Consider the following 21998-nt stretch of genomic DNA (forward strand, 5'->3'; position numbering starts at 1 on the left):
CGTTGCCCTCAGTCGCTGGGCAACCCGCGTGCGTTCAGGTGTTCGACCAGGCGCCGGTGCAGCCGTTCAAGGTGCGCCAGATGGCGGCCGTGGCGGGCGGCAACGCGGCAGGCGTGGCCGAGCAGGTAGTGGATCTCGGTGCGTCGGCCCTGGCGCACGTCCTGGTACATGGAAGAGTAGTTCGCCGCCGTGGCCTGGATGACCCGTTCGACCTCGACCTGCAGGTCGGTGGCGGCTTCGGGCTGGCCGCAGTGCTGCAGCAGCTCGGCCAGCTCCGCGCACAGCGTGGCCACCTCGCAGTGATGCTCGGCCAGGCCGCCGTTGCGGCACGCATGCAGCACGGTCAGTGGGTTGATGGCGCAGTTGAGCGCCAGCTTGCGCCACAGCCGGGTGAGGATGTCCGGGGTCCACTGGTGCGGGATGCCGGCGTCGGTCAGGTCGTCGAGCCAATCGGGCGGCAGCGGGTTGGCCGGGTCGCCCAGCCAGTTGAAGCCATGCCCGGCAAAGTTCACCTGCCAGTCGGCTTCGCGAAACGCGCCCTCGGTGCTGGAGGCGAAGATGCAGCGTGCGTGGGGGACCTGGCTGGCGACTTCGTCCTGGCTGCCCAGGCCGTTCTGCAGCAGCACCAGCTCGGCATTGCGCGCCAGTCGCGGCGCCAGCTGCGCCACTGCCGCGGGCGCGTCGTAGGCCTTGCAGGCCACCAGCAGCCGGTGGATAGGCGTGCCTGCATCGGCGGTTTCGGCGGGAATCGCGTGGCGCTGCGCCTGGCCGTTGTGTACCAGGCTCAGGCCGCCCGCCGCCTCGTAGGCGTGCAGGCGCGCAGGGTCGCGCAGGATCAGGCGGACCGCCTTGCCGGCCTGAGCCAGGCGGCAGGCCCAGAGGCTGCCCAGGCTGCCGGCGCCGAGAATATGCCAGGTGCTGCTCATCTGCGTTTCGCAACCGTTATAATGAACCCGCATTTTAACCGTCAAACCCGGCACGCTCCATCATGCTCTGCGACCAGGGGCCCATGAGCGTGCGTTTATTTTTTTGGAGAATGGATATGCCGTCGTTCGACGTGGTATCGGAACTGGACAAGCACGAAGTCACCAACGCCGTGGAAAACGCGGTCAAGGAGCTCGACCGCCGCTACGACCTCAAGGGCAAGGGCAGCTTCGAGTTCAAGGAAAAGGAACTGACCGTCAACCTCACCGCCGAGGCCGAGTTCCAGCTCGAGGCGATGATCGACATCCTCAAGCTGGCGCTGGTCAAGCGCAAGATCGACGTGCAGTGCCTGGAGGTCAAGGATGCCTTCGCATCGGGCAAGGTGATGAAGCAGGAAGCGACGCTGAAGGAAGGCATCGACAAGGAACTGGCCAAGAAGATCGTCGCCCACATCAAGGACGCCAAGCTCAAGGTCCAGGCCGCCATCCAGGGCGAGCAGGTACGTGTCACCGGCAAGAAACGCGACGACCTGCAGGAGGCCATCGCGGCCCTGCGTGCCAAGGAGTTCGGCATGCCGCTGCAGTTCAACAACTTCCGCGACTGATCCCCGTGCACCCGGAACCTTGGCGCCGTTTCGGCGTCCGAGGTTTCTGCGGCCGCTGAAACGATTGCGGCGCCACGCTTTCCCCGTTTTTTGCCGCCCGGCATCAGGAGACAACCTATGGATTTGAACGCTGAAGTGGATCAGCTGGTCAGGACTTCGCAGACCTGGATCCCGATGATCATGGAATATGGCAGTCGCCTGTTGCTGGCGCTGCTGACCCTGGCCATCGGCTGGTGGGTGATCAACAAGGTCACCTACCGCCTGGGCAAGCTGCTGGCCCTGCGCAACGCCGACCTGGCGCTGCAAGGCTTCATCAGCAGCCTGGCGAACATCATTCTGAAGATCCTGCTGGTGGTCAGCGTGGCCTCGATGATCGGCATCGAGACCACCTCGTTCGTGGCCGCCATCGGTGCCGCCGGCCTGGCCATCGGCCTGGCCTTGCAGGGCAGCCTGGCGAACTTCGCCGGTGGGGTGCTGATCCTGCTGTTCCGTCCGTTCCGCCTGGGCGACTGGATCGAGGCCCAGGGGGTCAGCGGTACCGTGGACAGCATCCAGATCTTCCACACGGTGCTGCGTACCGGTGACAACAAGACGGTGATCCTGCCCAACGGCAGCCTGTCCAACGGCATCATCACCAACACCAACCGCCAGCCGACCCGCAAGGTGGTGTTCGATGTGGGCGTGGACTACGAGGCCGACCTGCAGGTAGCGCGCAAGGTGCTGCTGGACCTGGCCAATGACCCGCGGGTGCTGCAGGAACCGGGCGCGCCCCAGGCGGTGATTTCGGCACTGGGCGACAGCTCGATCACCGTGTCGCTGCGAGCCTGGGTGAAGACGGCTGACTACTGGGACGTGATGTTCATGCTCAACGAGCATGCGCGCGACCGGTTGAAGGCCGAGGGCATCGACATCCCGTTTCCGCAGCGGGTAATCCGTGTGGTGCAGGAAGCGGCCGTGCAGTAACACGCCTCGAGCTCATCGCGGGTCAAGCCCGCTCCCACAGGTACATCATGTGTCTGGAGACAGTGATTACCGCGTGGGAGCGCGGCTTGCCCCGCGATGCGGATGCACCGATTACACTTGTTCACTTCTTGTTACTGTCCGACCTTTGCCTTTTCTGGCATACAGGCTGGCTGATTTTCCCTGCCAGGCCTTGCCATGCTTACCCCGCTGATAAACATCACCCCGTTCCGGGCATTCTGTTTCGCCATGACCCTGGCGCTGTTCGAGCTGCTGACCTACCTGGCCAGCGACGTGGTGATGCCTGCCATGCCCACGGTGGTGGGCGACCTGAATGCCAGCCCCGAATTCATCCCCCATGCGCTGAACCTCTACCTGCTTGGCGGTGTGCTGCTGCAGTGGCTGATCGGCCCGCTGGCCGACCGCTACGGGCGGCGTCCGCTGCTGCTGTGGGGGTGCGCCATCTTCTGCCTGGCCTGCCTGGCTACCTACTGGGTCGAGGGCATCGAGCTGTTCAACCTGCTGCGCCTGTTACAGGGCATTGGCCTGGGCTTTGTGGTCACGGTCAGCTACCCGGCCCTGAACGAAGCCTTCAGCGAGGCGGATGCGGTGCGCATGATGGCCCTGCTGGCCAACATCGCGCTGCTTTCGCCGCTGCTCGGCCCACTGGTAGGCACCGTGCTGCTGGAGTGGGTGTCGTGGCGCTGGCTGTTCGTACTGTTCGCAGGGTTCGCCGTGCTGACCTGGTGCGCGCTGTACCGCTTCATGCCTGAAACCCTGGGGGTGGAGCGGCGCGACGGTACGCGCCTGGCCTTCCAGCCCATCCACCTGCTGCCCTTGCTGGCCGGTTACGGGCAACTGCTGGGCAACCGCCGCTTCGTTGCCGGCAGCGCTGCCCTGGGCCTGGTGGGCCTGCCGCTGATCGGCTGGATCGGTCTGTCGCCGGTGCTGCTGATTCATGACGAGGGCTTGAGCACCCTGGACTATGCGCTGTGGCAATTGCCGGTGTTCGGCGGCCTGATTGCGGGCAACCTGATCATCAACCGTATTGCCGAGCGCTACAGCCTGCGCGCGCTGATCCGCAAGGCCCTGTGGCCGTATCTGATCGGCCTGGGCGCGGCCATGCTGGGCACCTGGCTGTACCCTTCGGTGTTCAGCCTGGTGGCGGGCATGTCGCTGTACGCATTGGGCCTGGGCATCGCCAACGCGGTGCTGTACCGCATGACGCTGTTCTCCAGCGAGCAGAGCAAGGGCCTGGTGTCGGCGATGCTGGGCATGATCACCATCGCCTTGCTGGGCCTGGGCGGCGCCTTGCTGGCGATGCTGGGGGCAGGGGCGAGCCTGTTGAGCTTCGCCCTGGCGGCAGGTTGCGCCGGGTTGCTGGCGCTGTGGCCGTTGCGCACGGTGCTGCAGGACGACGCCGAATTGGCTTCGCTGGCCTAGGCTCCGGGGCGCTCGGTGGTCTCGGGCTCCACGGGGGCCAGCTTGCCGCGCCGCAGTTCCTGGTGCCAGTGCAAGGCAATCAGGATCAGCGTTGGCACCCCGAGCATCGCGGTGATCAGGAAGAAGTCGTGATAGCCGTACTTCTCGACCATCACGCCTGAGTAGCCACCGATCAGGCGCGGCAACAGCAGCATGATCGAGCTGAGCAGGGCGTACTGGGTGGCCGAGAACTTCAGGTTGGTCAGGCTCGACAGGTAGGCCACGAAGGCCGAGGTCGCCAGACCCGAGCTGAAGTTGTCGAGCGAGATGGTCACCACCAGCATCTGCAGGTTCGGCCCCATGTCGGCGAGCATCAGGAACAGCAGGTTGGTCGCCGCAGAGGTCACACCGCCGATGAACAGGATCGGCAGGATGCCGAAGCGCACGATCAGCAGGCCGCCCATGCCGGCCCCGAACAGGGTCATGAACAGGCCGAAGATCTTGCTGACGCTGGCGATCTGGTCCTTGGTGAAGCCCTGGTCGATATAGAACACGTTGGCCATCACGCCCATCACCGTGTCCGACATGCGGTAGGTGGCGATCAGCCCCAGCAGCAGCAGCGCCTGCCAGCGGTAGCGCACGATGAAGTCGTTGACCGGGGTCAGCACCGGGGCCAGCCCGCGTCGTCCCATGGACGACAGGCACAGCGTGGTGAGGGTGATGTAGAGGATCGCGCGCAGGAAGGCGCGGTCTTCAAGCAGCAGGTCGAGCAGGCTGGCGCCTTCGAACAGCACGCTGGCGAAATCGGTGTTGTACAGCTGGGTGAACATCGCCGGTACCGACACCAGCAGAATGATCAGCACGAAGACCGAGGCCAGCTGGTGGCCGAAGCCGTAGCGCGCCGCCGACAGCTGGGTACGCAGGGGTACGGGCGGCTCGCGCATCAGCAGGCTGGTGATCAGGGCGGGCACCATCAGCACGCCGAACAGCACATAGGTGCCGGTCCAGGCGCTGTGCTTGTAGCTGAAGCCGGTGGAGCCGAACCCTTCGGCAAAGAACAGCGCGCCCGCGGTGGCCAGCAGGGCGGCGACCCGGTAGCCGGCCATGTAGCTGGCGGCCAGGGCGGCCTGGCGCTGGTCGCCGGCGATCTCGAGGCGGTAGGCATCCACGGCGATGTCCTGGGTGGCCGAGGCGAAGGCCACCAGCACCGCCAGCGCGATCAGCCACGACAGGTGCTTCTGCGGGTCGCAAAAGCCCATGCCGACCAGGCCGATGACCACCAGGATCTGTGACAGCACCAGCCAGGAACGGCGTCGGCCAAGCTTGCCCAGCAATGGCAGGCGCCATTGGTCCAGCAGTGGCGACCATACCCACTTGAAGGCGTAGGCCAGGCCGATCAGGCTGGCATAACCGATGGTTTCACGGGCAACCCCGGCTTCGCGCAGCCATACCGACAGGGTCGAGAACACCAACATATAGGGCAGGCCGGCGGCAAAGCCGAGCAGCAACAGCACCAGGGTTGACGGGCTGGCATAGGCAGCGAGCGCAGCGCGCCAGGTTTTACGGGGCATGGGCCAACATCTGCCTCAAGTTTGCGAAAACAAAGCGCGCACTCTAACCGCTGTGCTCCATCGGGCGCCAGCCATGGCGCAACATATCCACACGATTGTTCCGGACGGTCACCCCTTCGGCCCGCAGGCGGGCCCGCTGCTCATCCCCGGAGGGCGTGCCAAGGGCCAGGCTCAGGCGTCCGCCGGCGCCCAGCACGCGGTGCCAGGGCAGGCGAGTGTCGCTCGGCAACTGGCTGAGGGTGCGCCCCACCCAGCGCGCCGCGCGGCCCAGGCCGGCGATGGCCGCCAGTTCACCATAGCTGACCACCTTGCCTGGCGGCAGTTGGCCCAGCACCAGGTAGAGCGCCGTCCGTCGGTCTTCTGCGCGCTGCTGCGCGTCGGTCAAGGCCGCGCTCATCGGGGCGTTGCGGGGCAGTGAAGGGGGCAGGGCGCACAAATACGAATTGAACTCATCGGCATTGGCTGGGTCAGTCCTTGTTCTGCTGGCGGGTATCTGGATAATGCCCGATTTTTCTGCGAACCCGAGTTTCTGTACTGCCTATGTATTCTAGAGCCTTGTTGTGCCTTGTGATGACCGGTGTCTGCGCCCCTGCGGTGGCCGATACCGTATGGATGAAGAACGGCGACCGGCTCAGCGGCAAGATCAAGGTCTTCGACGGTGGCAAGCTGGTGCTGCAGACCGAATACGGTGGCTCCATCGCGCTGGACTGGAAGAAGGTCAAGACCCTGGAGAGCGACCAGGAACTGCTGGTCAAGCAGGACGCCTACACCGGCGAGAAGGCCAAGTCGCTGCAGGCCGGTGAAGACGGCCAGGTGATCCTGGCCAATGGCGAGGCGCCCAAGGCGGTTGAACTGGCCAGCATCCAGCAGATCATGAAGCCCAAGCCGCTGGTCGAAGACATGCTGTGGAAGGGCAACATCGACCTGGCACTGGACTACAAGCGCGCCGAAACCGACAGTGACGACTACGACGTCGACTTCAAGACCACCGCCCGTCACGGTCGCTGGCGGCATAACGCCGAGGGCGAGTACAACCGCGAGACCAAGAACGACACGACCACCACCAACAACTGGAGCGCCGAATACGCGCTGGACCGCTTCATTACCGAGCAGTGGTTCTGGCAGGGGCGTCTGAACTACAAGCGTGACCACATCGAAGACCTGACCCGCCAGCGCACGGTCGGTACGGGCCCGGGCTACCAGTTCTGGGACGACGAGCTGGGTGCGTTCTCGCTGGGTTCGCTGCTCAACCGCACCGACTACGAGTACAGCGACGGCGGCAAGGACAACTTCTATTCGCTGGGCGTGAAGTGGGACTACAACCGCTACCTGATCGGCAAGTCGGTCGAGCTGTTCACCAACGGCGAGGTTGGCAAGCCGCTGGGCGGCGTGGCGGACTACAGCCTGGATGCCGAGGTGGGCCTGCGCTACAAGGTCACCGAATGGGCGTCGCTGAACCTGAAGGCCGAGAAGGACATCATCAGCGGCACCAGCGACAGCGACCTGGACAAGACGCGCTACACCGTCGGCTTCGGCGTGGCCTGGTAAACCGCTTTCGCATTCAGGGGCCGGCGCCTGCAGGCCCCTTGGCAATCGCCACTGATAATGATTAGCTTGTCGCGATCACACCTTTCCCAGGAGCACCCCCGTGAGCGCGAAGGCTGCAAGGCAGGCAAGAGAGCTGCTGCTCAAGGAGTACCGTGGCGTACTCTCGACCCATTCCAAATCGATGCCCGGCTTCCCCTTCGGTTCCGTGGTGCCGTATTGCCTGGACGCCGACGGTAACCCGCTGATCCTGATCAGTCGCATTGCCCAGCACACCCACAACCTGCAAAAAGACCCCAAGTGTTCGCTGCTGGTAGGCGAGCGCGATGCCGAGGACGTGCAGGCGGTGGGTCGTCTTACCTTGATGGCCGAGGCCCACAAGCTGGCCGACCCCGAGGCCATCGAGGCCGCCGCCGGGCGCTATTACCGCTACTTCCCCGAATCGAGCCAGTACCACAGTGCCCACGACTTCGACTTCTGGGTGCTCAGGCCGGTGCGCCATCGCTATATCGGTGGCTTCGGCGCGATTCACTGGCTGGACGACGTGACCCTGGCCAACCCGTTCGCCGGCAAGGCCGAGGTGAGCATGGTCGAGCACATGAACGACGACCATGCCAACGCCATCGCGCACTACGTCGAACTCAGCGGCCTGCCGGCCAGTGCATCGGCCTCGCTGGTAGGGATCGATACCGAGGGCATGCACCTGCGCATCGGCCAGGGCCTGCACTGGCTGGCGTTTCCAAGGTCTTGCAATACACCGATACAAGTACGCGAAGCCCTGGTTTTGCTGGCCCGCGCCGAACAGTGGCCTGATCGCGAGGCGGTCGAGGGTTGAAATTGCAACGGCCAGCAACCATTTAAGGTCGTACCTGCAAGGACATCTTGCGTAGAGGAACCCTTGATGCGTGCTTTTCTACTGCTGTTTCTGCTTTTCCCGGTGCTCGAGCTGTATGTGTTTTTCAAGGTCAGCACCGCGATCGGATTTTTCCCGGCGCTGCTGCTGATCATCGCGGGCTCGGCCCTCGGTGTGCTGGTGGTGCGGGTCGCGGGCCTTGCCACTGCGCTGCGTGCGCGGGCGAGCCTGCAGCGCGGCGAATTGCCGGCCGAAGACATGTTCCACGGCCTGATGCTGGCCCTGGGTGGCGGTCTGCTGTTGCTCCCCGGCTTCATCAGCGACGTGATCGGCCTGATCGTGCTGTTGCCGTTCAGCCGCCGGTTGCTGGCCAACAAGCTGCGCCAGCGCGCCGAAGCCCAGGCCATGCGTCAGCGCGCCTTCGGCGACGACCCGTTCAATGCGCCGCCAGGTACACCGCGTCATCCCAATGTGATCGAAGGCGAATACGAAAAGCGTGACCCGTGACGCGAGCGCTCGCCCGCGTAGCATGAAACGGCCCTTCGGGGCCGTTTTTCATTTGGCGCGCCGGGCTGCAAAAATTTTCATCGGCAAGCCTTGTAATCGCCTTGGCCGACCTCATGTATGGGTCACCGCAAGGTTTCTGGGCATTTGCCCCAGACAATACATGCGTGGCCCGCCCCGCGGTCCACGATCGGCTACGCCGAAAGCATCAACACGCCGGTAACGATACCGGCCGATGAAAACCACTATCAGGAGAGATCGACAATGAAGCTTCGTCCTCTGCATGACCGCGTCGTCATCCGTCGCAGCGAAGAAGAATCGAAAACCGCTGGCGGTATCGTTCTGCCAGGCTCGGCCGCTGAAAAACCCAACCGTGGCGAAATCGTCGCCGTGGGTACCGGCCGCATCCTGGACAACGGCGAAGTGCGCGCGCTGGCCGTGAAAGTGGGTGACAAGGTGGTTTTCGGCCCGTACTCGGGCAGCAACACTGTGAAAGTTGACGGCGAAGACCTGCTGGTAATGGCTGAGAACGAGATTCTCGCCGTTATCGAAGGCTGATCCGCTGGTTTCCCGTTACTCCAAAGTATTCAAGGATTAAACGATCATGGCTGCTAAAGACGTAAAATTCGGCGATTCCGCCCGTAAGAAAATGCTGGTTGGCGTCAACGTTCTGGCTGACGCGGTAAAAGCGACCCTGGGCCCGAAAGGCCGCAACGTGGTTCTGGCCAAGAGCTTCGGCGCGCCAACCATCACCAAAGACGGTGTTTCGGTTGCCAAGGAAATCGAACTCAAGGACGCCTTCGAGAACATGGGCGCCCAACTGCTGAAAGACGTGGCCTCCAAGGCTAACGACGAAGCGGGCGACGGCACCACCACCGCTACCGTTCTGGCTCAGGCCATCGTCAGCGAAGGCCTCAAGGCCGTTGCTGCCGGCATGAACCCGATGGACCTCAAGCGCGGTATCGACAAGGCCACCATCGCCATCGTCAAAGAGCTGAAGAACCTGTCCAAGCCATGCGCCGATTCCAAGGCCATCGCTCAGGTCGGTACCATCTCGGCCAACTCCGACACCTCCATCGGTGAAATCATTGCCGAAGCCATGGAAAAAGTCGGTAAAGAAGGCGTGATCACCGTCGAAGAAGGCTCGGGCCTGGAAAACGAACTGTCGGTTGTAGAAGGCATGCAGTTCGACCGTGGCTACCTGTCCCCTTACTTCGTCAACAAGCCGGACACCATGGTTGCCGAGCTCGACGGCCCGCTGCTGCTGCTGGTCGACAAGAAGATCTCCAACATCCGCGAACTGCTGCCAGTACTGGAAGCCGTTGCCAAGGCCGGTCGTCCGCTGCTGATCGTGGCTGAAGACGTTGAAGGCGAAGCGCTGGCTACCCTGGTGGTCAACAACATGCGCGGCATCGTGAAAGTGGCTGCGGTCAAGGCACCTGGCTTCGGCGACCGCCGCAAGGCCATGCTGCAGGACATCGCCGTTCTGACCGGCGGTACCGTGATCTCCGAAGAAATCGGCCTGAGCCTGGAGTCGACCACCCTGGAGCACCTGGGCAACGCCAAGCGCGTGACCCTGTCCAAGGAAAACACCACCATCATCGACGGTGCTGGCGTTGAAGCCGACATCGAAGCACGCGTCAAGCAGATCCGTGCCCAGATCGAAGAGACTTCCTCGGACTACGACCGTGAAAAACTGCAAGAGCGTCTGGCCAAGCTGGCTGGCGGTGTTGCCGTGATCAAGGTCGGTGCCGGCACCGAAGTTGAAATGAAAGAGAAGAAAGCCCGCGTTGAAGACGCTCTGCACGCTACCCGCGCAGCCGTCGAAGAAGGCGTGGTACCTGGCGGTGGCGTGGCGCTGGTTCGCTCGCTGCAGGCCATTGCCGAGCTCAAGGGCGACAACGAAGACCAGAACGTGGGTATCCAGTTGCTGCGTCGCGCCGTCGAGTCCCCACTGCGCCAGATCGTTGCCAACGCCGGCGACGAGCCAAGCGTGGTAGTCGACAAGGTCAAGCAAGGTTCGGGCAACTTCGGTTACAACGCTGCTACCGGCGAGTACGGCGACATGATCGAAATGGGCATCCTGGACCCTGCCAAGGTGACCCGTTCGGCTCTGCAGGCCGCGGCCTCGATCGGTGGTCTGATGATCACTACCGAAGCCATGGTTGCCGATGCGCCTGAAGACAAGGCTGCCGGTGGCATGCCTGACATGGGCGGCATGGGTGGCATGGGCGGCATGGGCGGCATGATGTAAGCCAGCCTTACCCGCTTGAAGAAGAGCCCCGCCTTGTGCGGGGCTTTTTTATGTCTGGCAGAAACCCTTCGCCAGCAAAGCTGGCTCCTACAGACGTTCAGCGAACCCTGTAGGTGCCAGCCTGGCTGGCGAAGCGGCCAGTGACGGCTTGCGATACAACACCAGCCAGTAGCACCCCAACCCGATCAGCCAGCAGAACACTGCGGTCCACACATTGTGCGAAAAGAAGTGGGCGCCCTGCAGCATCCTGCCCACCGAAAACACCACCCCCAGGCCAAAGGCGAACACCAGCGCGGCCTTGGCCAGGCGTGGCTTGCGATCACGCAGGACAAAAAACAGCGCAAACAGGGTAAACCCCGTGGCCGCATGCCCGCCCGGCCAGCAGCGCCCTGGCTTGTCGGTGGCGGGGCGGGCCTCTAACAACTTGCTGTAGGTTTCCTGGCCGCCGAATTCGCTCAGGCTCCAGGGGCACTGCACCGCCGTCGCGGCCTTGAGCGGCGTCACGAAGCCGGTCGACAGGCCCATCGCCAGCACCAGGCAACCCAGTTCCCGGCGCCAGCTCTTGAGACGCTGCAGCACAAAGCTGGCGGCAAAGCCGACGATGGCCAGCACCGCGAACAGGATCACCAGCTCCTTGGCGCGGTCATGCAGGATGTCTTCGAGAAAATAGCTGTGACGACCGATGAACTGGCCCGCCTGCGGGTCGAACGCGAGGTTGGCCAGGGCCATGTCCAGGTCGGTCAGCTCCAGCAGGATCAGGCACACGGCGGTCAGCAGCGGAATGCCCAGGGCAATCCACAGGTTCAGCGGGCGGGACGCGGGCAAAGGGGGAATGGCAGGCATGGCAGGGTCCAGGCAGGCAATGGAAACTGCCGATTGTGTGCCGGCGCGCCTACGCTATGTGTGAAGCTGGGGTGAAAAAAATGTCAGTTGCGATTAAATCCATGCGGCGCTGGCGGGGCCTGGACGATGGCCTTAAGCTGCGCCTGCCAAGCAGGCAAACGAGGACGGGGGAGAGGTACCGATGCGAATTCTACTGGTTGAAGACAACCGCGATATCCTGGCCAACCTGGCCGATTACCTGGGCCTCAAGGGCTACACCGTCGACTGCGCCCAGGACGGCCTGTCGGGCCTGCACCTGGCTGCCACCGAGCACTACGACCTGATCGTGCTCGACATCATGCTGCCCGGCATCGACGGCTACACGCTGTGCAAGCGCCTGCGCGAGGATGCCCGGCGCGATACCCCGGTGATCATGCTGACCGCCCGCGACCAGCTCGACGACCGCCTGCAGGGCTTTCGCTCCGGCGCCGACGACTACCTGCTCAAGCCGTTCGCCCTGTCGGAACTGGCCGCGCGCATCGAAGCGGTGCTGCGCCGGGCCCAGGGCGGTGGCCGGCGCAGCCTGAACGTCGGCGACCTCAGCTACGACCTCGACACCCTGGAGGTCACCCGCCAGGGCAAGTTCCTCAAGCTCAACCCGGTCGGCCTCAAGCTGCTTGCAGTGCTGATGCAGAAGAGCCCCCACGTGCTGCGCCGCGAGGTACTGGAAGAAGCCCTGTGGGGCGACGACTGCCCCGACAGCGACAGCCTGCGCAGCCACGTCCACCAGTTGCGCCAGGTGATCGACAAGCCATTCGACAAGCCCCTGCTGCATACCGTGCACGGTGTTGGCTATCGACTGGCCGAGGGTCGTGATGGAGTTTAAGCAAAGCCTTGCCCAGCGCATCATCATCGCCTTCGCGCTGATGAGCGCGCTGGTGGCCGGGGCCTTCGCCTTCGGCATCGTGGCCACCGTGCACCTGGTGGAAGAGCGCCTGATTTCCTCGGTACTGGGGGGCGACCTCAAGCGCATGCTGCTGATGGACAGCGTATCGGAGTGGAGCCACCGCCCGCGGCCCGACCAGTTGTTCTACTACAGTGGCGGGCGCGACGACTTCGACCTGCCCAAGGACCTGCGCCACCTCACCCCGGGGTTTCACGAAGTGTTTCGCGAGCACCTGTCGTACCACGCCATGGTCGAGGTGGTGGACGGGCGGCACTACGTGCTGCTGCAGGACCAGAGCGATTTCGAAGAACGCGAGCGCGTGCTGTTCGCCGTGGTGGTGGTGGGCTTCGTGCTCAGCCTGGCACTGGCGGTATTCCTCGGGTGGGTGCTGGCACGGCGGGTGATGGCCCCGGTGATCCGGCTGGCGCGCCAGGTGCGCCACCGCGACCAGTTGCTGGGCCTGGCGCCGCCCCTGGCGCCGGACTACGCGGCCGACGAAGTGGGGCAACTGGCGGTGGCCTTCGACGCCACCCTGGGGCGCCTGCGCGATGCACTGACCCGCGAGCGGCTGTTCACCAGCGATGTCAGCCATGAGCTGCGCACGCCCCTGATGGTGCTGGCCAGCTCGTGCGAGCTGCTGCTGGAGAACCCGGCCATCGACAATCGCGCCCGCGCCCAGGTCGAACGCATTTCGCGGGCCACCGAAGAAATGCGCGAGCTGGTGCAGACCTTCCTCATGCTCGCCCGCGCCCAGCGCGACGAGGGTGCCGTCGCTTCGCGGGCAAGCCTGCGCGAGGTGGGCAACGAACTGATCGGCGTCTGGCGCGACACCATCGAGCAGAAGGGGCTGACCCTCACCTACCACGACACCGGCGCGCTGCCGACCCTGTACAACGCCACGTTCCTGCAATCGGTGATGGGCAACCTGCTGCGCAATGCGGCGCACTACACCGACCAGGGGTACATCCGCCTCACCCTGGAGCCCGATGGCTTCACCGTCGAGGACAGCGGCGTGGGGATTCCCGAGGAGCATCGCGAGGCCATGTTCCAGCCGTTCGTGCGCGGCGGCGAAAAACGCGGGGAAGGGCTCGGGCTGGGCCTGTCGCTGGTGCAGCGGATCTGCGAGGACCAGGGCTGGAGCGTCAGCCTGAGCGCCGCCGAACCCCATGGTTGCCGGTTCCATGTGAAATTGGGCACGGCCGGGTCGCAGGCCCCCGGAAACACCTTGTAACTTACCGACGCAACCTGACATTTTTTTCACGTTCGCATGACCTGACGCCAACGTCGCCCTGCTTAAGGTAGGCGGCATTGGAGTCAGGAGATGCACCATGCGCAGTCCCATCAAGCTCAAGTTTTCCGAAAAGTACGACGAGCAGCACGCTCAACAGTACCTGCACAAGCACCAGGACGGCATTGCCCGCCGCTTGTCCCACCAGCGTGACGAGCAATTGGCCCGGCGTGCCCTGGCGCTGGCCGGCGAGCCTGGCCTGGTGCTGGACCTGCCCAGCGGTGCCGGCCGTTTCTGGCCGCTGCTGGCCGAAAAGGCCAACCGCGTGATCATCGGCGCCGACAATTCCGCCGCCATGCTGCAGATCGCCTGCGGGTCGCAACCGGCAGAAGTGGTCAAACGGGTACGGCCCTTGCAGACATCAGCCTTCGCCATCGATCTGCCAGACAACGCGGTAGACAGCATTTTCTGCATGCGGCTGTTCCACCACATTGGCGAAGCGGCCCATCGCAAGGCGATTCTTTCGGAGTTTCAACGGGTTAGCCGCGACAGCGTGATCATCTCGTTGTGGGTGGACGGCAACATCAAGGCCTGGCGGCGTAAACGCCTGGAAGCACGCCGTAACAACGGGCAGGCCGATGGCAGTTACCAGAACCGTTTTGTGTTACCAGCTGCTACGGTTGAACAGGAGTTCGAGGCCGCAGGTTTCCGTATTCAGGAACGAATGGACTTTTTGCCGTTCTATGCGATGTGGCGAGTTTACGTATTGCGCAAGGGGTGAAGGAATGGCTGTGGAAGGAACGGGCGGTACGGCGGTCTCGGATCAATTCGATTACTTCTGGCAGCGCCAGGGCGAATGGGTGGAGGCACCCAACCAGCGGCGTGGCGGCGAAAGCGGCGTGCAGCGCCTGAGCGATGAGACGGGCCATCTGCTGTATGCCAAGCGCCAGGTCGGGCATATCTACCGCAGCCTGCTGCACCCCTTCGGTCGCCCCACGGTATTGCGTGAGTTCGCTGCCCTGAGCAGTTTCGAGCAGTTGGGCGTGCGGGTGCCGCATATCGTCTATTGCGGCGTGGAGCGCGATGCCCAGCACCAGTGGCGGGCGCTGCTGGTCAGCGAGGCGCTGGACGGTTTCGAGGAGATCGACCTGTGGTACGCCGGCGGCGGGCGCGAGCAGCACGGCGAGGCGCTGCACGACCGGGTGCTCGAGGACCTGGCCGGCAACCTGGCGCGCATGCACCGCGGGCACTGGCAGCATGGCTGCCTGTACAGCAAGCATATTTTCGTGAAGGTGACCGGAGAGGGCGCGGATGCGCGTGCCGAGGTCGCCTTGCTGGACCTGGAGAAGTGCCGCCGGCGCATCAGCTGCCAGCGTGCGGCCGCCAATGACCTGAAGCAACTGCGCCGCCATTCGTCGTGGAACGATGCGGACTGGAAGAAGTTGCTCTACTTTTACGAAGTGGCGTTTGGCAGCGCTGTCAAAGGTTTAGAGCAATGAAACTAGAAATAGCACGAGGTTTGTTTCTGCTTGTGGCGTTGGCGGTGGCTTCGGTGGCTTTCGCCGCGTGGGAGGAGCCGCGTCCGCAGGTGCTCAGTTCCATCGACCTGGGCGCGCAGTGCCCGCTGCCGCGGACGGCCAAGCCGGTCGTCACGGCGCAACCGGACCATGATCTGCTGTTGTTCCTGTTCGGCATGAGCCGGGGGCTGCGCTCCAACGGGTGATGAAGTGTATCGGCGCGGGTCAAGCCCGCTCCCACAGGGTTGCAGTGATCCTTGCGGGAGCAGGCTTGACCCGCGATGCGTTCAACTCGATTCGAGCGCCGTACTTGGCATTTCCTTCCTGGCCAGCAACGTGTACACGCACGGCAACACGAACAACGTGAACAGCGTGCCCACCGACATCCCGGTGGCGATCACCATGCCGATGTCGAACCGACTCACCGCCCCGGCGCCCGTCGCCAGTATCAGCGGCACCATGCCGAATACCATCGCCGCCGTGGTCATCAGCACCGGCCGCAGGCGTATCGCTGCCGCTTCCTCTACGGCATCCCGCGCAGTCAGCCCCCTGTGCAGGCGCAACTGGTTGGCGAACTCGACGATCAGGATGCCGTGCTTGCTGATCAGCCCGATCAGCGTCACCAGCCCCACCTGGGTGTAGATGTTCATGCTCGACCACCCCAGAAACAGCGGGATCAATGCTCCACAGATCGACAGGGGCACCGTCACCAGGATCACCAGCGGGTCGCGGAAACTCTCGAACTGCGCCGCCAGCACCAGAAAGATGATCGCCAGCGCCAGGCCGAAGGTCACCCACAGCGCACTGCCTTCCTGCACGAACTGACGTGCCTGCCCGCTGTAGTCGAAGGCGAAGCCTGCCGGTGCCTCCTGTTGGGCGATGCTGCGCACCGTCTCCAGGGCCTCGCCCATGCTCACCAGCGGGAAGCCCTGGATGATCGCCGAGTTCAGCTGCTGGAACTGGTTGAGCTGGCGCGGCCGCGCGCGGTCGCTGACGCTGATCAGGGTCGACAGGGGCAGCATCCGGCCCTGCTCGTTCTTCACGTAGTAGTTGTTCAGCCAGCCGGGGTTGTCGCGGTAGGCCTGCTCGACCTGGGCGATCACCTTGTAGCTGCGCCCCTCGATGGTGAAGCGGTTGATCTCGGCCTCGCCCAGCAGCGTGGCCAGGGTGCCGCCCAGGGCATCCATCGACACCCCCATCTGCGCCGCCTTGGCCCGGTCGATATCCACCACCACCTCCGGCTTGTCGAATGCCAGGTCGATGTCCAGGAAGGCGAACTTGCCCGAGGCCTGGGCGCGGTCCTTGACCCGCTGCGCCACTTCCAGCAACGACACGTAGTCATTCGGCGTGTTGATCACGAAGGCGAATGGCAGGCCTTCGCCGGTGCCCGGCAGGGAGGGCAGGTTGAAGCCGAAGATCTGCAGGCCGCTGATGGTCGCCAGCTTGGCCTGCACCTCGGGCAGCAACTCCATCTGGGTGCGGCTGCGCTGGTTCCACGGCTTGAGCAGAAAGCCGCCGATGCCCGATTGCACGCCGTTGAAGCCGTTGATCTGGAACGAGGAGTAGTACTCGGGGAATGACTTGAAGATCGTGATGAACTCGTCGGTGTAGGCGTTCAGGTAATCGAGGTTGGCCGGTTGCGGGGCGGTGGCCATCATGAAGATGATGCCCTGGTCTTCGTCCGGGGCCAGCTCGTTCTTGCTGAACATCAGAAACACCGGGATCAGGCACAGCACGATCAGGGCGAACACGATCACCACCGGCCGGGTCTCGAGGGTGCCGTGCAAAAGCGTCTGGTAGCGGCGCTTGAGCCGCTCGAACAACTGGTCGAGGCGATGGGCCAGGCCGCTGGGGTTCTGCTCCGGGCGCAGCAGCAGGGCACACATCATCGGCGACAGGGTCAGCGCGACGATGCCGGAAATCACCACGGCCCCGGCCAGGGTCAGGGCGAACTCCTTGAACAGGGCCCCGGTGAGGCCCTCCAGGAAACCGATGGGGGCGTACACCGCCGCCAGGGTGATGGTCATCGAGACCACCGGCATGGCGATCTCCCGGGCGCCTTCCAGCGCGGCGTCGAACGGCGTCTTGCCCTCCTCGATATGGCGGTGGATGTTCTCTACCACCACGATCGCATCGTCCACCACCAGGCCGATGGCCAGCACCATCGCCAGCAGCGTCAACAGGTTCAGCGAGTAGCCCATCAATTGCATGAAGAACAGCACGCCGATCATCGACAGCGGGATGGTGATCACCGGGATCAGCACCGAACGCAACGCACCGAGAAACAGGAACACCACCACGATCACGATCAGCACCGCCTCGACCAGGGTCTTGACCACCTCGTCGATGGAGGCCTGGATGAACAGCGTGGCGTCATAGGCGATGGAGGCCTTGAGGTTGGGCGGCAACTGCGCTTCCAGCTCCGGCATCAGCTTGCGCACCTCCTTGATCACGTCCAGCGGGTTGGCGGCCGGGGTGGCCTTGATGCCGATGTACACCGACGGCGTGCCGTCGAACGAGCTGACCGTGTCGTAGTTCTCCGCGCCCATCTCCACCCGTGCCACATCGCCCAGCAGCACGCGGCTGTCGCCCTTGGTCTTGAGCGGGATGGCGGCGAAGGCTTCGGCCGACTTGAGTTCGGTGGTGGCGTTGATGCTGGTGACCACGTACTGGCCCTTGACCTCGCCGGCGGCGGACAGGAAGTTGTAGCGGCGCACCGCGGCGGTCACATCGCCGGCGCTCAGGCCGTAGCCGGCCAGCTTCACCGGGTCGATCCACAGGCGCATGGCGAACACCTGGTTGCCGAGAATCTCGGCTTCGGCCATGCCGGGCAGGGTAGCGAGTTTGGGCTGGATCACCCGCGACAGGTAGTCGGTGATCTGCGGGTTGCTCAGCTCCTTGCTGTAGAAGCTGATGTACATCAGCGCCGAGGCATCGGCGGCCTCCTTGCTCAGCACCGGGTCCTCGGCATCCTGGGGTAGCTTGTTCTTGACCTCGTTGGCCTTGGCCAGCAGCTCGGTGAACAGCCGGTCGCTGTCGGAGCCGATGCGCGCGTAGATCGAAATCACCGAAAAATTCTGTCGGCTCACCGAGGTCATGTAGTCGATGCCTTCGGCACTGGCCAGGCTCTGCTGCAGGGGCTGGGTGATGTAGCCCTGGATGGTTTCGGCGTTGGCCCCTGGGTAGGCGGTGGTCACCGTGATCAGGGCGTTTTCCATCTGCGGGTACTGGCGGATCGGCAGCTTGCTCCAGGCCTGGAACCCCAGCAGCACGATCAGCAGGCTGACCACGCTGGCCAGCACCGGGCGACGGATGAACGGGTCGGTAAAGGCCATGGCGGTTCCTTGGTCAGTCGGCGCCGGGCTGGCTGATCGGTTCGGCTTGCAGGGTCTTGTCGGCGCTCAGGGTGACGGCAGCGCCCTGGGTCAGCTTCAACTGGCCGGCGGTGACCACCGTTTCGCCGGGCGTGAGGCCCTTGGCGATCACCACCAGGCCGTCGCGGCGCTCGCCGGTCTCGACGAAGCGCCGCTCGGCGATCAGTTGCGGCTGGCCATCGGCCGTGGTCTGCACCTTGCCGTCTTCGGACTTTTGCGGCACGGCGACATACACCGAGTTGCCATAGAGGGTGTAGGTGACGGCGCTCTGCGGCACCACCACCGCGTTGCGCGGGTTGGGCAGCAACACCTGCAGGCTGGCGAACATGCCCGGCAGCAACGTGCCGTCGGGGTTGGCCAGGGTGGCGCGCACCTGCAGGTTGCGGGTGGTGTCGTCGACCTTGGGGTTGATCGCGCTGAGGGTGGCGGTGAAGCTGCGATGCGGGTAGGCGGCCACCGAGACCAGCGCCTGCTGGCCGAGGCTGAGGTTGGGCAGCGCCTGTTCCGGCACGAAGAAGTCGACATACAGGCTGCTCAGGTCCTGCAGGGTGGCGATCACCGTGCCGCTGGCCAGGTAGCTGCCCAGGTCGACCTGGCGGATACCGATGGTGCCGGTGAACGGCGCGTTGATGCTCTTTTTCGCCAGGGATGCCTTGAGTTGCGCCACTACCGCCTGGTTGCGCAGCAGTTGGGCGCGCAGGCGGTCGAATTCGCCCTTGGAGATGGCCTGGCTGCCGACCAGCTGGCTGCCTCGCTGATAATCCACCTGGGCCAGCCCGAGGTCGGCCTGGGCGGTGCCGAGCAGGGCCGTCTCCACGTCGCTGTCCAGCTGCAGCAGCAGTTGCGCGGCCTTGACCTGCTGGCCGGATTCGAAGTGCAGGGCCTTGACCGTGCCGGCGATCTCCAGGCTCAGGTCCACCCCTTGCAGGGCCTTGAGGCTGCCCACGGCGGGCAGGCGGCTTTGCCAGGGCTGCTCGCGCGCCTCGACGGCGGCGACGCTGACCGGCGGCTTGGGCGCGGAGAACTGCTGGATCTGGCGGTAGATGGACAAACCCTTGTAGCCGCCCAGGGCCAGCACCAGCAGCAGGACGATACCCAGCATGATGAGCATGCGACGGCGCAGCATGGACCAGCTCCCTGGAAGCGTTGTTGCGCAAGTCTAGTCGGTCGCGGCGCAGGGGGCGGTGTGCTGGTTCGGTATATTTTATGTTGTCTGTACCGACGTCATCGCGGGTCAAGCCCGCTCCCACAAGGTTCCAGGTGTTCCCTGTGGGAGCGGGCTTGACCCGCGATTGCTATATCAGATCAGGTGCAGATGGTTGTCCCACAACCCCGAAGGCAGTTGCAGCGGTTGCCCCACCAGCGCTGCCTTGCGGCAGTCGTACAGCCGGCAACGCCCTTGCCCGGAGGTCACCACAAAGCCATCGGCCACTGCGCCCACGCCCGCGCAGTCCGGCATCGGCGCATCCAGCTTCACCTCGGCACTGTCCAGGTCCCAGATGAACAGGCGGTTGGCCCGTGGCGCGGTCATCGCCACCAGTCGCAGCTCGCTGTGCACCGCCACGCTGGCGGTGTACTGGGCCATGGACTGCAACTGGCGCTCCGGCACCGGGAAGGCCACGAACGGCTGCCCCGGACGCTTGATCGCCAGCAATTCGGCGGTTTCTTCCGAGCCGCCCATGAACTGCTGGCACGCCAGCACGGTGCCGTCGTCGGCAATCGCCAGGTGGCGCACGCTGTTCATCTGCTGGCTCAGGGTTTCCTTGCTCAGCAGGGTGCCGTCGCGCTGCATCAGCACCAGGCTGGGCTGCATCGCATCCAGGTTCATCTCCACCCGGCTCTCGGCTTCGGTGCGGATACCGCCATTGGCCACCACCAGGGTCTCGCCGTCAGGCAGCCACGACACCTGGTGCGGGCCGATGCCGTGGGTCGGGATTTCCGAATGATGGGCCAGGCGTTCGCCTTCGAAGCGGTACACACCCAGCACGCCACGGCCCGGATCGGTGGTGTCGTTCTCGGTGGCGTACAGCCATTCGCCGCCCTTGTGGATCACCGCGTGGCCATAGAAGTGCCGGTTCGGCTGCGAGGCCAGGGTCTGCAGCAGACGCCCGTCGCGCAGGTCGATCAGATAGCTCTCGGTGCCGGGGCGGCGCGCCACGAACAGCGCGATCGGCCGCTCGGGGTGGTTGATGATGTCGTGGCAGCGCAGGCCGACCTGGGTGGCGAACACCTGGGTGCCGTCCAGGCGATAGCCCACGGCATAGTGCTTGCCGTCGGCATCGTCACGGGCCGACAGCAGCAGCGGCTGCTGGCCCTTGCTGCGCCACAGGGTCCAGCCACCCAGGGTCAGGGCGCTGAGCAGCACGCTACCGAGTTTGAGGGCCTGGCGTCGCAACATGATCAGTCACCGTCGTTGGCATTGAAGCCCAGCTGGATGTTCAGCGCCTTGGCCAGTTCACCTTCATGCAGGCGGTGAACCACGTTCAGGCTGTCGTAGAAGGCGTTCAGTTGCTCGCGGCCGGCATCGTCCTGGAGCATTTCGCCCAGGGGCCGGTCGATCGCCTTCAGTTGCTTGAGGGCATCAGCATAGGCCGCGTCGATCTTGTCGGCCAGGGCCTTCTGGTCCTTGCCCAGCAGGCCGCGCAGGCCCTGGTTGTCGACCCCGACCCACACGGTCTGGGCGGCGATCAGGCTGGCTTCCAGGCTCTTGAGCGAGGAGTGGCTGCGCCAGGCTTCAGCCTGCAGCGGCTGCGGGATGCCCTTGCTCAGGCGCCCCATCGGCGTGCCGAGCTTCTTCTTCAGGGTGTCCAGCGCGGTGACCTGGGCGCGCAGCAGGTCGGCGATCGCCTCATGGGAGTCGGCGTAGCGCTGGTTGGGGAACTTGGTCATCTGCGCCAGCATGCCGTCGGTGCTGTTCCAGCCCTTGAGGATCTCTTCGGCGAGGTTCTTCTGGTGTTCGCCGATGGCCACCAGCAGCGGGCAATAACGGGCCTTCTGTTCGGCGGTGGCGACGTCCGGCTTGCTGTCGAACAGGATGTACTCGTAGGCCGACAGGCCGCGCACCACGACGCTGGACTTGGCCACGGTCTCGGCATCCACCGGCTTGTCGCCGTTGACCAGTTGCTCGACCTGACGGCCCACCAGGTTCTTCTTGTCGGGCCAGAACTGCACCTGCCAGGCGCGGTTGCCCTCGGCCAGCGGGCCGATCAGCAGCGGTTGCAACTCGGCCCAGGCTTTTTGTGCGTGCAGGAAGTCGGCGCGTGCGGTGGCCAGGTCGGCCTTGCCTTCGCAGAAGGCCAGGGCGCTGACGGCCAGCTGGCGGTCGGCTTCGACCCAGCGGCTGTAGGTCGGCAGGATCACCTGCTTGGCGATCGCGGCAGAGGTCACGGCCTGCGGGTCCTGCGGCGAGCAGGCGCCCAGGGCGATGGCGGCGAGGCTGGTGAACAACAGCTTGGGACGGAACATGTCCGGCTC

The 21998-nt window shown here is 64.5% G+C and carries 21 protein-coding genes; 13 read left to right on the forward strand and 8 right to left on the reverse strand.

Annotation, left to right across the window (positions count from 1 at the left end):
• Positions 1-8 precede the first annotated feature (8 nt).
• Positions 9-926 carry a putative 2-dehydropantoate 2-reductase gene (locus B4I46_RS18445; protein WP_043862081.1) on the reverse strand — a complete coding sequence of 306 codons (918 nt, stop codon included), beginning with the start codon at positions 924-926 and terminating at the stop codon, positions 9-11.
• A gap of 116 nt (positions 927-1042) precedes the next feature.
• On the opposite strand from B4I46_RS18445, the gene B4I46_RS18450 reads away from it, so the two are divergent.
• From B4I46_RS18450 to B4I46_RS18460, 3 genes are all read left to right on the forward strand, one after another.
• Positions 1043-1528, forward strand: a complete 486-nt coding sequence (locus B4I46_RS18450; RefSeq protein ID WP_043862082.1) for a YajQ family cyclic di-GMP-binding protein — start codon at positions 1043-1045, stop codon at positions 1526-1528.
• Between the two features lie 117 nt (positions 1529-1645).
• Positions 1646-2491 (forward strand): mechanosensitive ion channel family protein, encoded by an 846-nt coding sequence (locus B4I46_RS18455; protein WP_043862083.1) that lies wholly within the window; start codon positions 1646-1648, stop codon positions 2489-2491.
• A 195-nt stretch (positions 2492-2686) separates the two neighbouring features.
• Positions 2687-3931: an MFS transporter gene (locus B4I46_RS18460; protein WP_043862084.1), complete on the forward strand. Its 1245-nt coding sequence runs from the start codon at positions 2687-2689 to the stop codon at positions 3929-3931.
• Here B4I46_RS18460 and B4I46_RS18465 read toward each other — a convergent pair.
• Positions 3928-5481 (reverse strand): AmpG family muropeptide MFS transporter, encoded by a 1554-nt coding sequence (locus B4I46_RS18465; RefSeq protein WP_043862085.1) that lies wholly within the window; start codon positions 5479-5481, stop codon positions 3928-3930. The two genes, B4I46_RS18460 and B4I46_RS18465, sit on opposite strands and share 4 nt — an antisense overlap.
• A gap of 43 nt (positions 5482-5524) precedes the next feature.
• Complete coding sequence (locus B4I46_RS18470; RefSeq protein ID WP_043862086.1) at positions 5525-5878, reverse strand: MGMT family protein; 354 nt, start codon at positions 5876-5878, stop codon at positions 5525-5527.
• A 143-nt stretch (positions 5879-6021) separates the two neighbouring features.
• Between B4I46_RS18470 and B4I46_RS18475 the strand changes: the two genes are divergently transcribed.
• From B4I46_RS18475 to groL, 5 genes are all read left to right on the forward strand, one after another.
• Complete coding sequence (locus B4I46_RS18475; protein WP_043862087.1) at positions 6022-7029, forward strand: DUF481 domain-containing protein; 1008 nt, start codon at positions 6022-6024, stop codon at positions 7027-7029.
• 100 nt (positions 7030-7129) lie between these two features.
• Positions 7130-7861 (forward strand): HugZ family protein, encoded by a 732-nt coding sequence (locus B4I46_RS18480; RefSeq protein ID WP_286901272.1) that lies wholly within the window; start codon positions 7130-7132, stop codon positions 7859-7861.
• A 66-nt stretch (positions 7862-7927) separates the two neighbouring features.
• Positions 7928-8386, forward strand: a complete 459-nt coding sequence (locus tag B4I46_RS18485; RefSeq protein WP_286901273.1) for an FxsA family protein — start codon at positions 7928-7930, stop codon at positions 8384-8386.
• Between the two features lie 261 nt (positions 8387-8647).
• Positions 8648-8941: a co-chaperone GroES gene (locus tag B4I46_RS18490; RefSeq protein WP_009050540.1), complete on the forward strand. Its 294-nt coding sequence runs from the start codon at positions 8648-8650 to the stop codon at positions 8939-8941.
• Between the two features lie 46 nt (positions 8942-8987).
• Positions 8988-10637, forward strand: a complete 1650-nt coding sequence (groL, locus tag B4I46_RS18495; RefSeq protein ID WP_043862090.1) for a chaperonin GroEL — start codon at positions 8988-8990, stop codon at positions 10635-10637.
• An 87-nt stretch (positions 10638-10724) separates the two neighbouring features.
• On the opposite strand, the gene B4I46_RS18500 is transcribed toward groL, so the two are convergent.
• Positions 10725-11480 (reverse strand): phosphatase PAP2 family protein, encoded by a 756-nt coding sequence (locus tag B4I46_RS18500; RefSeq protein ID WP_043862091.1) that lies wholly within the window; start codon positions 11478-11480, stop codon positions 10725-10727.
• Between the two features lie 181 nt (positions 11481-11661).
• Here B4I46_RS18500 and colR point away from each other — a divergent pair, with 181 nt between their 5' ends.
• From colR to B4I46_RS18525, 5 genes are all read left to right on the forward strand, one after another.
• Positions 11662-12345: a two-component system response regulator ColR gene (colR, locus tag B4I46_RS18505; protein ID WP_043862092.1), complete on the forward strand. Its 684-nt coding sequence runs from the start codon at positions 11662-11664 to the stop codon at positions 12343-12345.
• Positions 12335-13636: a sensor histidine kinase gene (locus B4I46_RS18510; protein ID WP_100633518.1), complete on the forward strand. Its 1302-nt coding sequence runs from the start codon at positions 12335-12337 to the stop codon at positions 13634-13636. Before colR ends, B4I46_RS18510 begins: the two co-directional genes overlap by 11 nt.
• A 97-nt stretch (positions 13637-13733) precedes the next feature.
• Positions 13734-14414, forward strand: coding sequence for a class I SAM-dependent methyltransferase (locus tag B4I46_RS18515; protein ID WP_043862094.1), 681 nt, complete (start codon positions 13734-13736; stop codon positions 14412-14414).
• Between the two features lie 4 nt (positions 14415-14418).
• A complete protein-coding gene (locus tag B4I46_RS18520; RefSeq protein WP_043862095.1) occupies positions 14419-15132 on the forward strand; it encodes a lipopolysaccharide kinase InaA family protein in 714 nt (237 codons plus the stop codon).
• A complete protein-coding gene (locus tag B4I46_RS18525; protein WP_043862096.1) occupies positions 15129-15356 on the forward strand; it encodes a hypothetical protein in 228 nt (75 codons plus the stop codon). Before B4I46_RS18520 ends, B4I46_RS18525 begins: the two co-directional genes overlap by 4 nt.
• Before the next feature lie 81 nt (positions 15357-15437).
• Here B4I46_RS18525 and B4I46_RS18530 read toward each other — a convergent pair whose 3' ends face one another.
• The 4 genes from B4I46_RS18530 to B4I46_RS18545 form a co-directional block, all read right to left on the reverse strand.
• Positions 15438-18485 carry a multidrug efflux RND transporter permease subunit gene (locus B4I46_RS18530; RefSeq protein ID WP_123752842.1) on the reverse strand — a complete coding sequence of 1016 codons (3048 nt, stop codon included), beginning with the start codon at positions 18483-18485 and terminating at the stop codon, positions 15438-15440.
• Between the two features lie 13 nt (positions 18486-18498).
• Positions 18499-19650 carry an efflux RND transporter periplasmic adaptor subunit gene (locus tag B4I46_RS18535; protein ID WP_286901282.1) on the reverse strand — a complete coding sequence of 384 codons (1152 nt, stop codon included), beginning with the start codon at positions 19648-19650 and terminating at the stop codon, positions 18499-18501.
• A 174-nt stretch (positions 19651-19824) separates the two neighbouring features.
• Complete coding sequence (locus B4I46_RS18540) at positions 19825-20922, reverse strand: DUF1513 domain-containing protein (protein ID WP_078479534.1); 1098 nt, start codon at positions 20920-20922, stop codon at positions 19825-19827.
• A gap of 2 nt (positions 20923-20924) precedes the next feature.
• Entirely contained in the window at positions 20925-21989 is a 1065-nt protein-coding gene (locus B4I46_RS18545) for an imelysin family protein (protein WP_043862100.1), read from the reverse strand.
• Positions 21990-21998: the final 9 nt, after the last annotated feature.

It is taken from the genome of Pseudomonas sp. UBA7500 (assembly GCF_002478435.1).
Lineage (GTDB): Bacteria > Pseudomonadota > Gammaproteobacteria > Pseudomonadales > Pseudomonadaceae > Aquipseudomonas > Aquipseudomonas palmensis.

Coding starts and splice junctions, on each gene's coding strand:
- B4I46_RS18445 (WP_043862081.1), bottom strand. CDS start 926: ATGAGCAGCACCTGGCATATTCTCGGCGCCGGCAGCCTGGGCAGCCTC.
- B4I46_RS18450 (WP_043862082.1), top strand. CDS start 1,043: ATGCCGTCGTTCGACGTGGTATCGGAACTGGACAAGCACGAAGTCACC.
- B4I46_RS18455 (WP_043862083.1), top strand. CDS start 1,646: ATGGATTTGAACGCTGAAGTGGATCAGCTGGTCAGGACTTCGCAGACC.
- B4I46_RS18460 (WP_043862084.1), top strand. CDS start 2,687: ATGCTTACCCCGCTGATAAACATCACCCCGTTCCGGGCATTCTGTTTC.
- B4I46_RS18465 (WP_043862085.1), bottom strand. CDS start 5,481: ATGCCCCGTAAAACCTGGCGCGCTGCGCTCGCTGCCTATGCCAGCCCG.
- B4I46_RS18470 (WP_043862086.1), bottom strand. CDS start 5,878: ATGAGCGCGGCCTTGACCGACGCGCAGCAGCGCGCAGAAGACCGACGG.
- B4I46_RS18475 (WP_043862087.1), top strand. CDS start 6,022: ATGTATTCTAGAGCCTTGTTGTGCCTTGTGATGACCGGTGTCTGCGCC.
- B4I46_RS18485 (WP_286901273.1), top strand. CDS start 7,928: ATGCGTGCTTTTCTACTGCTGTTTCTGCTTTTCCCGGTGCTCGAGCTG.
- B4I46_RS18490 (WP_009050540.1), top strand. CDS start 8,648: ATGAAGCTTCGTCCTCTGCATGACCGCGTCGTCATCCGTCGCAGCGAA.
- groL (WP_043862090.1), top strand. CDS start 8,988: ATGGCTGCTAAAGACGTAAAATTCGGCGATTCCGCCCGTAAGAAAATG.
- B4I46_RS18500 (WP_043862091.1), bottom strand. CDS start 11,480: ATGCCTGCCATTCCCCCTTTGCCCGCGTCCCGCCCGCTGAACCTGTGG.
- colR (WP_043862092.1), top strand. CDS start 11,662: ATGCGAATTCTACTGGTTGAAGACAACCGCGATATCCTGGCCAACCTG.
- B4I46_RS18510 (WP_100633518.1), top strand. CDS start 12,335: ATGGAGTTTAAGCAAAGCCTTGCCCAGCGCATCATCATCGCCTTCGCG.
- B4I46_RS18515 (WP_043862094.1), top strand. CDS start 13,734: ATGCGCAGTCCCATCAAGCTCAAGTTTTCCGAAAAGTACGACGAGCAG.
- B4I46_RS18520 (WP_043862095.1), top strand. CDS start 14,419: ATGGCTGTGGAAGGAACGGGCGGTACGGCGGTCTCGGATCAATTCGAT.
- B4I46_RS18525 (WP_043862096.1), top strand. CDS start 15,129: ATGAAACTAGAAATAGCACGAGGTTTGTTTCTGCTTGTGGCGTTGGCG.
- B4I46_RS18530 (WP_123752842.1), bottom strand. CDS start 18,485: ATGGCCTTTACCGACCCGTTCATCCGTCGCCCGGTGCTGGCCAGCGTG.
- B4I46_RS18535 (WP_286901282.1), bottom strand. CDS start 19,650: ATGCTGCGCCGTCGCATGCTCATCATGCTGGGTATCGTCCTGCTGCTG.
- B4I46_RS18540 (WP_078479534.1), bottom strand. CDS start 20,922: ATGTTGCGACGCCAGGCCCTCAAACTCGGTAGCGTGCTGCTCAGCGCC.
- B4I46_RS18545 (WP_043862100.1), bottom strand. CDS start 21,989: ATGTTCCGTCCCAAGCTGTTGTTCACCAGCCTCGCCGCCATCGCCCTG.